Genomic DNA, 13,742 nt, shown 5'->3' with positions numbered 1-13,742 from the left:
CGCGAGCGCCCGCGACCGCTCCGCCGCGAGCGACCGTTGTGTTACCGTCGCCCGCCGGTGCAGGGTCCGAACCTCGTCGATGCCGTCCTCGACGGCCGCTACCGCCTGGTCAAGCAGCTCACCCGCGGCGGCATGGGCGAGATCTACGCCGCCGAGCACGTCGACACCCGCCGCCGCTTCGCCGTCAAGATCCTGCGCGAGCCGTGGAGCCGCGATCACGTCACCCGCGAACGCTTCCGCCTCGAGGCGCGCGCCACCTCCAAGATCGTCCACCCGCACATCGTCGAGATGATCGACTTCGGCGTCACCGACACCGGCGTCTGCTACCTCGTGATGGAGCTGCTCTACGGCGAAGATCTGCAGGCCACGATCCGCCGCGAAGTTCGCCTGCCGCTGCGCCGCTCCGCCAAGATCCTGGTCCAGATCTGCAAGGCCCTCGCCGCCGCCCACAGCCACGGCATCGTCCACCGCGACCTCAAGCCCGGCAACTGCTTCCGCATCGGCTTCCAGGGCGTCGAGGACTTCATCAAGCTGGTCGACTTCGGCATCGCAAAGAAGCTCGAGGACGAGCTCGACTCCAGCAACGGCCCGCTCACCGCCGCCGGCACCGTCCTCGGCACGATCTTCTACATGCCCCCGGAGCAGGCCACCGGCGGCCGCATCGACCACCGCGTCGACGTCTACGCCGCCGGCGCCGTGTTCTACCAGCTCGTCACCGGCCACCTCCCCTTCCGCGGCCGCAGCCCCGACGAGACCTTCCGCCTCATCCTCATCGACGACCCCAAACCGGCCCGCGTCATCGCCCCCGAGCTCGACCTCCCCGACGCCTTCGACGCCATCATCCGCAAGGCCCTCGCCAAGCGCCCCGAGTCGCGCTTCGAATCGATGGACGAGCTGGCCGCCGCCATCGCGGCCCTCGGCGGCATCGATGACGCCCGCCGCGCCTCCGCCTCGATGATCGCCAGCCAACCTGCTCCCGAGACCCCAACCCGCCGCACCTGGCCCTGGCTCGCCGCCCTCGCCCGCCCCTTCCGCCGCCGCCCCTGATAACAAAGCCGGCCCCCGCAGAATCACCACAGCCGGCGCCCGCAGAATCACCACACCACGCCGGCCAGAATCACCACAGCCGGCCCCTTAGAATCACCACACTTGGATCACGATTGCCCCGCCCCCGCGAGCCCCGCCCTCCCGCGCGCCCGCCCGCCGCTGCTCCTGGTCGCCGCCCTCCTCACCGTCTACCTGCTGTGGGGCTCGACCTACCTGGCGATCCGCATCGCCCTCGAGACCGTCCCGCCCTTCGCCCTCGGCGCGGTCCGCTTCCTCATCGCCGGCGGCGGCCTCTACCTGGTCCTGCGCCTGCGCGGCGCCCCGGCCCCGAGCCCCCGCGAGTGGCGCACCGCCGCGATCACCGGCGTCCTCCTGTTCGTCGGCGGCAACGGCTTCGTCGTCCTCGGCGAGCAGTGGGTCTCCTCCGGCCTGGTCGCCCTCGTCGTCGGCACCATGCCGCTGTGGGCCGCCGTGTTCGCCGGCATCGGCGGTCAGCGCTCGTCCGCCCGCGAGTGGCTCGGCCTCGCGCTCGGCTTCCTCGGCATCAGCGTGCTCAGCCTCGGCGGTGAGCTGCACGCCGCCGGCATCGGCGCCCTGCTGGTCGTGCTCGCCCCCGTGTGCTGGGCCCTCGGCGTCGTCCTCGGCCGCCGCGGCCCGCTGCCCGCCGGCGGCATGGCGGCCGCCAGCCAGATGCTCGCCGCCAGCGTCGTCCTCCTCGGCCTCAGCCTCGGCTTCGGCGAGCCCCTGCTCGCCGTCCCCTCGACCCGCTCGCTGCTCGCCGTCGCCTATCTCATCGTGTTCGGCTCCCTGGTCGGCTTCACCGCCTACGCGTACCTCCTCCGCAACGCCCGCACCGCCGTCGCCAACAGCTACGCCTACGTCAACCCGATCGTGGCGATCGTCCTCGGGGCCGCGCTCGCGGGCGAGGCCGTCGGCCCGAGCACCTGGCTCGCCGCCGCGATCATCCTCTCCGGCCTCGCCGTCCTCGCCCGCCCGCGCAAGCCCCAAGACCCCACGCGGTGATCATCGGCGCACCCGCGCTCGGCATGCGCTACCATCCCGCGCCGTGTCCCTCACGCCCCACGTCCAGACCGCCCGCCTGGCCCTGCGAAGGTTCACGCTCGCCGACCTCCCGTTCTTGCAGCGCCTCCACGCCGACGAGCAAGTCATGCGATATTGCGGCGGCACGATCGACCCGGCCACGAGCGAGGCGATCCTGCACGAGCGCATCCTCGACTACTATGAATCGAACCCCGGCCTCGGCATCTGGGCCACGACCTTGCGGGCCACCGGCGCCTGCGTCGGCATGCACCTGCTCAATCACATGCACGGCGAATCGCTGATCCAGGTCGGCTACATCCTCGCCGCCGAGGCCTGGGGCCGCGGCTACGCCAGCGAGATGGCCGCCGCCGTCCTCCGCCACGGCTTTGCCACCCTCGGCCTGCCGCGCATCGTCGCCATCACCGACCCGGGCAACCTCGCCTCCCAGCGCGTGCTCCTCAAGTCCGGCCTGCAGCACCACGGCGAACGCAGCTTCGCCCACCCCAGGTACGCGTCCGGCCCGTTCTCGTGGTTCTACCGCGACGCCGACGACTGGCTCGCCGAGCACCCCCAGGCTCAGGCCAACACGTCGCCGTCGACGTAGACCCAGCGGCCACCCTCGCGGGCGAAGCGGCTGCGCTCGCGCTGCACCTGCTTGCGCCCCTGCACCCGCAGCGTGGCGACGAAGCCGACCACCCCGCTCGCGTCCGCCGGCCCGCCCGCGAGCGTCTCCACCACCGCCAGCGAGACCCCGCGCAGGTGCTGACAATACGCCAGCAGCTCGTCGCGATCGATCGCCAGGCGCCCGCGCGCCGCGGTCGTCGCAATCACATAGTCGACCTTCCCCTGCACATACGCGGTATATCGACTGCGCATCAATTCCTCGGCCGTCTCGGGCCACGCCGCCCCGGCCAGAAAGCGGCCGCAGCAGCGAGACAGCGCGAGCGGACGACCGCAGGGACAGCGAGGCACGCCGCCAGCTTGCCACAGCCGTGCGCCTCGCGGCGCCCGCCCGCCCGAGCACCCAGGCCGAGCCGCGGATTCCCTCGCCTTTCGCCGGCCCCAGGGGTCCGCCGCCGCGCCCACGTGCACCCCGCTGCGCGCCGCTGCCCCCCTTGTGGCGATCGCCGCGCTTCGATATAGAGGCACACAATGTGGCGTCCCTCGCTTGCCCTCCGCACTTTCGGCACCCTCGCAACTCTCGGCCTGCTCACCAGCGCGTGTGAACACGCCAGCGACCGCCCCGAGGACGACGGCGGCGGCGACGGCATCCAGGACGTGCCCGAGCCCGCCGATCCCGCGCAGGCCGACCCCGGCGTGTACCTCAAGGGCATCGAGGCCGAGTTCAAGGCAGCGGCCGCCGAGTTCGACGTCCCGATCGACGTGCTCAAGGCCGTCGGCTACGTCGAGTCGCAGTGGCAGATGGTCGTCGGCGAGGTCGAGTTCGACGGCATCGACCCGGCCTTCGGCACCATGGCCCTGCGCGGCAAGAACCTCACCCGCGGCGCCCAGCTGCTGGACGTCGAGGCGGACTCGGTCAAGGCCACCCGCCCGCTCAACATCCGCGCCGCCGCCGCGGTCCTGCGCGAGAAGGCCGACCTCGCCAAGATCGACCGCAAGGACCTCGGCGCGTGGGCCCCGGCGATCGCCGAGCTCTCGGGCATCGAGCCCAAGTCCCCCGCCGCCGTCAGCTACATCCACCAGAACGTCTACGCCCTGATCAGCAACGGCCTCGTCGTCACCGACCTCGCCGGCAACGTCATCTCCGAGATCAAGCCCAAGGGCGGCGTCATCCCCGACTATCCCGGCGCCGACGGCCAGCCCGTGCTCGCCGCCAACCCCGACTACGCCGGCGCCACCTGGCGCAGCTCGGGCAACTTCAGCAAGCGCCCCGCCGGCGCCGCCGGCACGCCGCAGATCGTCATCATCCACACCTGCGAGGGCGCCTACGCCGGCTGCTGGGGCTGGCTCGCCAAGGCCGAGGCGGGCGTCAGCGCCCACTATGTCGTCAAGGAGGACGGCTCGGAGATCACGCAGCTGGTCAAGGAGGCCGACAAGGCCTGGCACATCGCCGCCAAGTACAAGAACAGCCTCAACGGGGGCAAGCTCGCCGAGCTCGAGGGCGCCAGCAGCAACAACTTCACCATCGGCATCGAGCACGCCGGCTTCGGCAAGCAGGACGCCTGGAACCCCAACCTGATCCAGCAGTCGGCCAACCTCGTCTGCGACATCACCCGCCGCAACGACATCCCGCGCGACAAGTACCACATCGTCGGCCACGGCCAGCTGCAGCCGTACAACCGCGAGGACCCGGGCCCGAACTGGCCGTGGGCCACCTACTTCGACAAGATCAACGCCGCCTGCAACAACGAGAAGCCGCAGCCCGATCCGCCGCCCGAGCCCAAGCCCGAGCCCAATCCAGACCCGACCGCGGACCCCACCGCCGATCCCACGGCCGATCCAACCGCGGACCCGACCACCGACTCCTCCACCGGCGCCACCACCGATCCCACCGACCCCACCGCCGACCCCACCGCTGATCCCACGGACCCGCCGAAGGCCGACGCCGCCGAGTTCATCGTCGACAGCTCCAACGCCAACAACGCGCTGGACACCGACTTCTACGCCCCCGTCTCGTGGACCTCGACCGCGTCCACGCCCGGCTACTACGGCAGCAACTACCTCTACGCCTCGACCACCACCATGGACGATGGCGCCGAGTTCTGGTTCTACCTCAACAACAACGGCGCCTATAACGTCGACGTCTGGTACACGGCCGGAGGCAACCGCTCCGACCAGACCCCCGTCGTCGCCTTCGACGCCGCCGGCACCGAGCTCGGCTTCCAGAGCATCGACATGCAGTCCGGCGGCGGCGACTGGACCCCCGCGGGCAGCTACAACTTCACCTCCGGGTGGAACAAGGTCCTGATCTCGCGCTGGGCCCCCGGCGGCTTCGTGGTCATCGCCGACGCGGTCCGCCTCACCAGCCCCCCCCCCCCCCGCCCGGCCGGCTCAGGCAGGCGACTTCCCACGGCCCCGGAGGGCCGCTCGGCTGTCCGCAAGGACATGTCCTTGACGGCCGTCGCCGCCTCTCGCATCCTCGCGCGCGATGCAGCGCAACACGCCGGCCCTCGTCCTCTCCGCCCTCGCCGCGCTCGCAGCCTGCGACTCGAACGACCCCGCCAAGAAGTCCGAGCCCGCGAAGCAAGAGCCCGCGAAGCAGGAGCCTGCGAAGCAGGAGCCTGCGAAGCAGGAGCCCGCGACGCCCGAGCCCGCCAGGACCGAACCCGAAGCGCTCGCTCCCGCCGCCCTGGTCGCACCGAAGCCCAACGAGCCCGGCCCGGCCTTCTTCGCCGTCGACAAGCAGGGCATCGCGCGCCTGCAAGACGGCGCCTTCAAGATCCTCGACGGCTCGCCCCCGATCCTGCAAAAGGACCTGCAGCTCGGCCCCGACGGCGCCCTGTGGGTGATCGGCTTCGAGGACATCCTGCGCTTCGACGGCACGCGCTTCAACACCGTCGCCAAGGCCAGCTTCAGCGACGTCGGCGGCTCACCCGACCACCTCTCGATCGCCCCCAACGGCGACCCGTGGATCTCCACCTACAAGGGCGTCTCGCACTGGGACGGCAAGGCCTGGATCACCGAGGAGAAGGCGGCCATCGGCGCCGGCGACGACCTGCTCGAGGCGATCGTCGTCGACCGCGACGGCAAGGTGTGGGTCGCCTCGTCCAACCGCGTCCACCTGCGCGACGGCGCCGGCGCGTGGAAGGAGGTCAGCCTCAAGAAGGCCAAGGGCGGCAAGCTCTGGCTCAAGGACCTCGCCCTCTCCCCCGACGGCCACGTCCACGTGCTCATCGACGAGGCCCTCATCAAGTTCGGCGCCACGCCAAATTCGGAGGTGGCGGAGCTCAGCAAGGTCAACGTCGGCGTCAAGGGCTTCGCCCAGATGAGCGACGTGAACTTCGCCCAGGGCGGCAGCATCGGCATCATCAGCTACAAGGACGTGTACCACCTGCCCGCCGGCGGCTCGCCGCGCAAGTACTCGTCCGAGAAGTCGCGCGACTTCAAGGCCGACAGCATCTCCGCCGTCGCCGCCGACGACTCTGGCCGCCTCTGGGTCGGCTCGGAGATCGGCGTCTCCGTCATCGTCCCCGGCGCCGCGCGGGTCGAGTGGGCCTCGGGCAGCGTCCCCGAGCTGGTCGGCGACATCAAGGAGATCGTGGTCTTCGGCGCCGGCCCGAAGGATCTACCCACGGGCGGCCCGCTCGCCACGGGCGGCCTCACTGGCACGATCTTACGCGACGGTGCACCGGTCGCCGGCACCACCGTCGAGCTGTGCCCCAGCCCCTCCAGCTTCTTCACCAAATCGCCGTGCCACGACGCCCCCGTCAAGTTCACCGCCAAGACCGACGCCGCCGGCGTGTGGACCGTCGAGAACGTCCCCCTCGGCAGCTACGGCCTCGCCATCAAGAACGGCAAGAAGTGGAGCGTCACCCTCATGAGCGACATGGCCGACGGCATGAAGGCCGGCGCTGTCTATGACACTGGCTCGATGAGCCTCGACAAGAAGTGACGATGACCCTGGGCACGAAGTGAGGCGAGCCCGTCCCGCCCTGCACTCCAGGCCAGCGCCCGCGTTCGCCCGCGCGCCATCTCGCGCTCGGGTGACGATCCACATCGCGTGCAGCGACTCGCCAATTTCCGCTACCCTCGCCGCGGCGCGACGCGCCGGAGGTACGTGATGAAGAAGTGGATCCAGTCGCTGTTGGTGGTCGGTGCGCTCACGGGTGTGGCCCTCGGACCGGGGGCCGAGGCCGACGCGGCGCTCAACGCCTATCTCAAGCTCAAGGGCCAGAAGCAGGGCGAGATCAAGGGCAGCGTGACGCAGAAGGGCAAGGAGGGGGCGATCGCCGTGATCGCAGTCAGCCACTCGATCGTCTCGCCGCGCGACCCCCAGTCGGGCCTCCCCACCGGCCAGCGCATGCACAAGCCCTTTGTGTTCACCAAGGAGCTCGACCGGTCGACGCCGATCCTCTACCAGGTGCTGGCCAGCAACGAGAACCTCACGGAGGTCGAGTTCACCGTCTATGGGCCTGACAAGGTCGGCAAGCCCTCGCTGCTCTACACGGTCAAGCTGACCAACGCCAACATCGCCTCGATCGACCTCGTCACCCCGGAGACCGGCGCCCCCAGGACGCAGGTCACCATGACCTACCAGAAGATCGAGTGGACCTGGGTCGACGGCGGCATCACGGCCCAGGATGACTGGGAGGCGCCAGTGCAAGGCGCCGTCAAGCCCCCGGTCAAGCCCGCGAAACCGAAGTGAAGCCGTGCGCCCCGCGGGCCTCCACTGCGTCACCGACTCGAGCGTGCCCGCCAGCTCCTGCGAGCTGCTGCGGGCCGCCTGCGCTGCGCGCGACCTGCCCTTCGTGGCGATCGACGCCAACCGCTTCGAGTTCGACGACGAGCGCGAGCTCCCGCCCTTCGCCATGATGTACCGCCCCGCGGTCGCCCTCGCGGCGATCCGCTGCGAGCAATTCCTGATCCGCCCCGACGTCGCCACGTTCTATCGCGACCTCGACGCCCTGCACTTCGACGGCCCCGCCGCGCCGCTCTGCTTTCAACGCGCCGGCCTCAGTATCCCACGCAGCGTGCAGATCTTCAGCCGCGAGCGCGAGCCGCTGCGCCGCGCCGTGCAGCGCCTCGGCGGCCTGCCGGTCGTGCTCAAGACCGGCGGTGAGGGCGGCGTCGGGGTCATGCGCGCCGACTCGTGGCCGACCCTCTACTCCCTGATCGACTACCTGCGCAGCCAGGGCGTGGCCCCGTGGCTGCAGAGCCACATCCCCGGGGCCGAGCACTGGCGCGTCGTCGTCGTCGGCGATCGCGGCGTCGCCGGCTACCGCAACGACCTCGAGCCCGACGACTTTCGCAGCACCCCGAGCGACGACCTCGCCGCCTACACCTTGCCCGAACCCGCCGCGGTGGCCCTCGCCGTCGCCGCCGTGCAGGTCACCCGCCGCGAGTTCGGCGGCGTCGATCTGCTGCGCCACCCGGCCGGCCGCTGGTACCTGCTCGAGGTCAACATGCCCTGCTACTACCCGCACGCCCAGGAATTCGCGGGCGTCGACATCGCCGGCGCGATGGTCGAGCACCTCCACGCCAAGTCGCTGCGCCTCGCGGCTCGCTAGCGCCGCTACCGACCCGGCCTCGCCGCGGCGCCGACGTGATAGCGTGGCACGATGCGCACGGTTGCTGGCCTGTTCGCGTGCTTGTGCATCCTCGCCTGCCCGAAGGCGCCCGACCCGGGCGAGACGGCCGAGACCTCGAATGGCAGCTCGACCGGCGCCGTGACGACGAGCGGCCCGACCTCGGGGCCCCCGACCTCGACCGGGAGCACCGGCACGAATGCCACGAGTCTGGCCACCACCGGCACGAGCTCCAGCGACACCGAGGACTGCGGCAACGGCTTCATCATCCCCTGCAACCTGAGCTGCGGGGCCGGCGAGATCTGCGTCGCTGGCCACTCGGGCGACGTCGGTCAGGACGAGTGCCGACCGAACCCGGACGGCTGCGTACCCACGGATCCTTGCTCGCCCGCATGTGCCGCGCTCTGCGGCGCGAACAAGGTGTGCGAGCCCGCCATCTGCGGCGCGCTCAGCTGCCGCGACCCGCAGACCTGCTTCATCGGCCTGGGCTGCGCCGACTCGAGCAAGAAGTGTGCGCCGACCGACGCCCTCGGCAACGGCATGTGGAACGGGACCCAGTGCGTACCGATCGATCCAAACCCGGCCGGGGTCGGCGAGCCGTGCACCTCGGAGGGCGACGGCAAGACTGGCGTCGACTCCTGCGCCAAGGGCCTCGTGTGCCTCGACGGGACCTGCGCCGCCATGTGCGACGGGAGCGACCTGCCCTGCGCCGAGCCGGACGTGTGCGTAACCTACGTCGACTTCGTCCTGATGCTCTGTGAAGCCCCGTGCGACCCGCTGCAGCAGGATTGCCAGGGCGGCAAGGTATGTATCGATGAGTTCGGCGCCTTCGCATGTGTCAAGGACAGCTCTGGCGACGCTGGCCAGTACGGCGACAAATGCGAGTACGTCAACGCGTGCGACCCCGGCCTCGTCTGTGCCCCGGCCAACAACGTGCCGGGTTGCGCGAGCGATAGCTGCTGTTCGCCGTACTGCGACCTGACCCAGCCGAACTGCCCGGCCCCGCAGCAGTCGTGCGTGCCATGGTTCGCCGATCCGCCGCCCGGGTACGAGAAGGTCGGCTTCTGCGGGATCCCGTGAGGGTCGCTCGCCGGCGGTGATCGCGGTCGGCCTGCTTCGCTTGACAGGTCATCACCCTCGACCATGGTTCGGCCATGCCGCTCCCCACCACCACCATCGATGCCCTCATTGTCCAGTGTCGCGGCGAGATCGCCGCCGTGGACGCTTACGATCGTGCGCTGGAGAAGTTCGCAAATCAGCCCGAGGAGTCGGTGCTCCGCGAGCTCCGCAACGACCACGACGACTCCGTCGCCCGCCTGCGTCCCCTGATCGAGCGCGACGGCGGCAAGATCCCGCACGACGGGGGCGCCTGGGGTGGCCTGGTCAACGCGGTCCACGACATCGCCACCCTCGTCAACGACGAGCTCCCGCTGCAGCTGCTGCAGAAGGGCGAGCAGGTCGGCATCACCGGCTATGAGAAGGCCCTGGCGGACCCGAACCTCGCCGAGTTCCACGAGCTGCTCGGCTTCCTGCGCGACCGCGGCGGCAAGCACCACGCGCGCCTGCAGGCGCTGCGTGACCATGTCCTCGAGGCACCCACGCGGCCGATGACCGCGTGGTGAGAGCCGAGCCTCCGCCCTACCCCTGGAGGCCTCGTTGTGCGCTGACCGGCGCTCCTCGGGGATCCTTCCCCAGCGGGCACATCCTCTCCGCGACCCGCTTGATGAGGCCCATGGACCTCAGCGGGTCGTCGTGCAGGCCCGATACAGCAGTTTCGGGTCTCGAAAAAATTATTCAGAGCGCGCGCTTTGCCGGAAAACTAATCTCCGGCGGTGCCTATACATCTGTGTAGCATCCGCCTAAATAATCCGCGCCACGAGCGCCGTTCAGCGTTCAGGATCCCGTCAGCTCACCAGCAGGCTCACGGGATCTTTTTCTTATGGTGCTATTTGTGCAATCTATCTTACTGTTTTTTCATCGCATGAATGACAGGCCCCGTGGCTCCCGTGCGACACAACTTTTCGCCGGGAGGTTTCACTTCGTATTGACCTGTGGCCAAGGAAGGGGTTATGTCGAATGGACAGAAGCACACGGCCGCGGGCGATGGCCTGCATGCGCGTTTCGACAGCTTCTGTCCATTTCACGGTCTTCGCGGACTGAATAGTTTTGCGGCCCGAAGGCCGTGCAGAGATCTCACGTGAATTCCACGGCGAAGGAGACGCGAATGCGCAGGAGTGCTTGGATCACGATCTTGGGTGCCGCCACGGCACAGCTCGCCATCTCCTCGACAGCAGAGGCCGGCCAGAACGACGCCATCCTGATCGGCGTGGTCCGTGACGCCAGCACCGGGGAGGCCATCGAGGGCGCCGTGGTGGTCGTCCAGGGTGAAAAGCTGCAGGGCGAGCGCACGCAGACCACCAACATCAGCGGCCTCTACCGTATTCCCAACCTTCCGCCGGGCCAGAACTACCAGGTCACCGTATTGCATCCTCGCTACGGCGCCGGACAGCGGCGCTCCGGCCTGACCTTCCGGGCAGCCTCGACCTTCCGCGTCGACGTCTCGCTCATCCCCGGCGATGGCGGCAAGGAAGTCATCAACGTCGAGGTCCCGTCGCCCACGGTCGACGTCGGCTCCGCCGCGCTCGGCCTCAGCGTCGACAAGGAGATGGCCCGCCGCGTGCCGATCGCCCTGCCGACCGGCAAGGGCGGCGCCAACCGCAGCTTCGAGGCCGTCGCCGAGGCGACCCCCGGCGCCAACAACGACACCTACGGCACCTCGGTCGCCGGCACCACCTCGCCGGAGAACAAGTACTACGTCGACGGCCTGTCGGTGAACGACCCCGCCTTCGGCCTCAACGGCACCGGCCTCAGCGTCGAGTTCGTCGAGGAGGTCCGCGTCGAGGCCGGCGGCTATCTCCCCGAGTTCGGCCGCGCCACCGGCGGCATCGTCAACGCCATCACCAAGTCGGGCTCGAACGAGTTCCATGGCAGCGTGTGGGGCAACTACACACCGGGGCAGCTCCAGGGCCGCAACACCGTGCCTGTCCGCGAGGGCACCAGCGTCGTCACCGACCGCAACCTCGGCTGGATCGGCGACGCCGGCTTCGACGTCGGCGGTCGACTCGTCAAGGACAAGCTGTGGTTCTACGGCGGCGTCAGCTTCGCCCGCACCGTCTACAACGTCGACACCCACTGGAACCGCCGCTCCTTCCAGCGCGATGAGGCCGGCGCATACCTCTACGACGACGCCGGCTACGCGATCCCGGTGACCGACCCGAACACCGGCTTCACCGTCGTCGAGCGGATCGCCGGCACCCAGGAGCGCCGCAAGGCCCAGTCGAACCAGATCCAGGCGCTGGCCAAGCTGACCTACTCGCCCCGCAAGAACCATACCCTCGAGCTCCTCGGCATCTACGCGCCGACGCTGTCGGGCGGCAATGGCACCTACAGCATGAACGCCGCCACGGCGCTGCCCGAGGTCGGCAACGCCTCGGGTACCTACAACGCCCTGGCCTCCAAGTCGCGGGACTCCTCCGCGGACGTCCAGCTCAAGTGGACCGCCACCGCCGACGACAACAAGTGGAACTTCGACACGATCCTCGGCTGGCACCACCAGATCAGCAATTCGCTGCCGGTCGACGGCAGCCGGATCGGCGGCACCGGGCTCGCCAGCACGCCGGGCGTCATCTACCGGCAAAATAACCCGACCTTCCACAACCTCAGCGACGCGGTCCTCGCCATCCCCAACGTGCCGATGGGCGCGAGCGGTTGCGACTATATCCCGAACCCGCTCGACGCGTCCTCGCGCGGCACGCCGACCTGCCCGGTCCAGACCTGGACCACCGGCGGTCCGGGCTTCATGTACGAGCGCATGCTCGACCGCCTGCAGACCCGCTCGGTCGCCACCCGCGTGCTCCACGGCGCCGGCACCCACGTGCTCAAGTTCGGCGTCGACTTCGAGTACATGAGCTACAACAGCAACCGCGGCTACTCCGGCGGCACGCTGTACCGCGAGAACACGGCCGGGACCAGCTTCAACGACCTGCGTCAGTACAGCTTCCTGACCGGCCCCGACCAGGCGACGACCCTCAACAACCTCGAGTGGCACGTCTACTCGACCACGATCGGCGGCTTCGTCCAGGACTCCTGGTCGATCATGGACAAGGTGACGCTCAACGCCGGCGTCCGCTACGACGCGCAGCACATGTTCGGCGGCGACAAGAAGCTGGCCATGTCGCTGCCCAACCAGATCTCGCCGCGCATCGGCCTGATCTTCGATCCGACCCAGAGCGGCCACGCCAAGCTGTTCGTCAACTACGCCCGCTACTACCAGAGCGTGCCGCTCAACCTGGCCGACCGCGCCGGCTCGGGCGAACCCTCGACCCAGTCGTCGCACTACATCAACGGCAACGCCCCCGGCAGCGTGCCCCCCGGCACGACCGCCTGCGACCCGCTCGACAAGGACGCCACCGCGGCCTGTCGCGCCGACGAGGGCCGCCTGATCCGCGGCGACTCCAGCAGCCCCGATCAGCTGTGGGCGCTCACCGGCGCTGGCAAGGTCGCCGTCGACCCCAAGCTCAAGGCGCCCTCCACCGATGAGGTCGTCGCCGGCGGCGAGCTCGAGATCATCCGCGACGCCCGCCTCGGCATGACCTACTCGCATCGCTGGATGACCCGGACGATCGAGGACATGAGCCGCGACGAGGCGACGACCTACTTCATCGGCAACCCGGGCTACGGCATCGCCCGCGACTTCCCGAAGGCCCAGCGCGTCTACGACGCGGTGATGATGTACGTCGATAAGCGCTTCACGCGAAACTTCCTCGTCAACGCCAGCTACACCGTGGCGTTCAATCGCGGCAACATCGCCGGCCTGTTCCGCCCGGAGACCGGCCAGCTCGATCCGAACCTCAACTCGACCTTCGACCTCCAGTCGCTGCTCGTCAACCAATACGGTTACCTGCCCGGCGACACCCGCCACAGCGTCAAGCTGTTCACGGCCGGCGAGATCCCGCTGTCCAACGGCCACTCGCTCACCATCGGCGGCTCGATGCGCGCCAACTCCGGCGGCCCGACCAACGCGCTCGGCTCACACGTGCTCTACGGCGCCGACGAGGCCTACCTGCTGCCCCGTGGCACCGGCCCGCGCCTCCCGTGGCAGTTTCGCATCGACACCAACTTCGGCTACCGCAAGCAGATCAGCAAGGACCTGGCCCTGTCGTTCACGATGACCGTGTTCAACGTGGCCAACTTCCAGCAGGTCACCGCGATCGACCAGACCTACACCTTCGATGACGTGGTGCCAGTCGCGGGCGCCAGCGTCAGCGACCTCTCCAGCCTCAAGAACGCCGACGGGGCGTTGATCACCAAGAACCCGAACTACGGCAAGCCCATCGCCTTCCAGCAGCCGCGTATGTTCAGCTTCGGCGTTCGCCTGATCTTCTAGCT

At 69.4% G+C, this 13,742-nt stretch carries 10 protein-coding genes and 1 pseudogene; 10 read left to right on the top strand and 1 reads right to left on the bottom strand.

The features are described 5' to 3' along the window. Positions 1-57: 57 nt before the first annotated feature. The 3 genes from IPJ59_RS36745 to IPJ59_RS36735 all read left to right on the top strand — a co-directional run bounded on the left by IPJ59_RS36745 (position 58) and on the right by IPJ59_RS36735 (position 2,692). A complete protein-coding gene (locus IPJ59_RS36745; protein WP_293257668.1) occupies positions 58-1,047 on the top strand; it encodes a serine/threonine-protein kinase in 990 nt (329 codons plus the stop codon). 102 nt (positions 1,048-1,149) lie between these two features. Further along, positions 1,150-2,070, top strand: a complete 921-nt coding sequence (gene yedA, locus IPJ59_RS36740; RefSeq protein ID WP_293275833.1) for a drug/metabolite exporter YedA — start codon at positions 1,150-1,152, stop codon at positions 2,068-2,070. A gap of 43 nt (positions 2,071-2,113) precedes the next feature. Continuing rightward, positions 2,114-2,692: a GNAT family N-acetyltransferase gene (locus IPJ59_RS36735; protein WP_293275832.1), complete on the top strand. Its 579-nt coding sequence runs from the start codon at positions 2,114-2,116 to the stop codon at positions 2,690-2,692. On the opposite strand, the gene IPJ59_RS38630 is transcribed toward IPJ59_RS36735, so the two are convergent. Next, on the bottom strand, positions 2,665-2,964 hold the full coding sequence (locus tag IPJ59_RS38630) for a YchJ family protein (RefSeq protein WP_366524775.1): 300 nt from the start codon (positions 2,962-2,964) through the stop codon (positions 2,665-2,667). The two genes, IPJ59_RS36735 and IPJ59_RS38630, sit on opposite strands and share 28 nt — an antisense overlap. Positions 2,965-3,240: 276 nt before the next feature. Here IPJ59_RS38630 and IPJ59_RS38790 point away from each other — a divergent pair. The 7 genes and pseudogenes from IPJ59_RS38790 to IPJ59_RS36700 form a co-directional block, all read left to right on the top strand. Continuing rightward, a pseudogene (locus tag IPJ59_RS38790) lies at positions 3,241-5,061 on the top strand (N-acetylmuramoyl-L-alanine amidase); the annotation flags it as partial. A gap of 136 nt (positions 5,062-5,197) precedes the next feature. Beyond that, on the top strand, positions 5,198-6,661 hold the full coding sequence (locus IPJ59_RS36725) for a hypothetical protein (protein WP_293275830.1): 1,464 nt from the start codon (positions 5,198-5,200) through the stop codon (positions 6,659-6,661). 108 nt (positions 6,662-6,769) lie between these two features. After that, positions 6,770-7,414: an Hcp family type VI secretion system effector gene (locus IPJ59_RS36720; RefSeq protein ID WP_293275829.1), complete on the top strand. Its 645-nt coding sequence runs from the start codon at positions 6,770-6,772 to the stop codon at positions 7,412-7,414. Positions 7,415-7,418: 4 nt separating this feature from the next. Then, positions 7,419-8,276, top strand: a complete 858-nt coding sequence (locus IPJ59_RS36715) for an ATP-grasp domain-containing protein (protein WP_293275828.1) — start codon at positions 7,419-7,421, stop codon at positions 8,274-8,276. A gap of 51 nt (positions 8,277-8,327) precedes the next feature. Further along, positions 8,328-9,374, top strand: a complete 1,047-nt coding sequence (locus IPJ59_RS36710) for a hypothetical protein (protein ID WP_293275827.1) — start codon at positions 8,328-8,330, stop codon at positions 9,372-9,374. A 74-nt stretch (positions 9,375-9,448) separates the two neighbouring features. Continuing rightward, positions 9,449-9,916 carry a DUF2383 domain-containing protein gene (locus tag IPJ59_RS36705; RefSeq protein WP_293257642.1) on the top strand — a complete coding sequence of 156 codons (468 nt, stop codon included), beginning with the start codon at positions 9,449-9,451 and terminating at the stop codon, positions 9,914-9,916. Between the two features lie 629 nt (positions 9,917-10,545). After that, a complete protein-coding gene (locus tag IPJ59_RS36700) occupies positions 10,546-13,740 on the top strand; it encodes a TonB-dependent receptor domain-containing protein (RefSeq protein WP_293275826.1) in 3,195 nt (1,064 codons plus the stop codon). Positions 13,741-13,742 lie beyond the last annotated feature (2 nt).

It is taken from the genome of Nannocystis sp. (assembly GCF_016714285.1).
Classification (GTDB): domain Bacteria; phylum Myxococcota_A; class Polyangia; order Nannocystales; family Nannocystaceae; genus Nannocystis.
This window is presented reverse-complemented; position numbering and strand designations above follow the sequence as displayed.

What these genes read in the sequence shown, in the direction of transcription:
- IPJ59_RS38630 (WP_366524775.1), bottom strand. Translation starts at nt 2,964, where the DNA reads ATGCGCAGTCGATATACCGCGTATGTGCAGGGGAAGGTCGACTATGTG.
- IPJ59_RS36725 (WP_293275830.1), top strand. Translation starts at nt 5,198, where the DNA reads ATGCAGCGCAACACGCCGGCCCTCGTCCTCTCCGCCCTCGCCGCGCTC.
- IPJ59_RS36710 (WP_293275827.1), top strand. Translation starts at nt 8,328, where the DNA reads ATGCGCACGGTTGCTGGCCTGTTCGCGTGCTTGTGCATCCTCGCCTGC.
- IPJ59_RS36705 (WP_293257642.1), top strand. Translation starts at nt 9,449, where the DNA reads ATGCCGCTCCCCACCACCACCATCGATGCCCTCATTGTCCAGTGTCGC.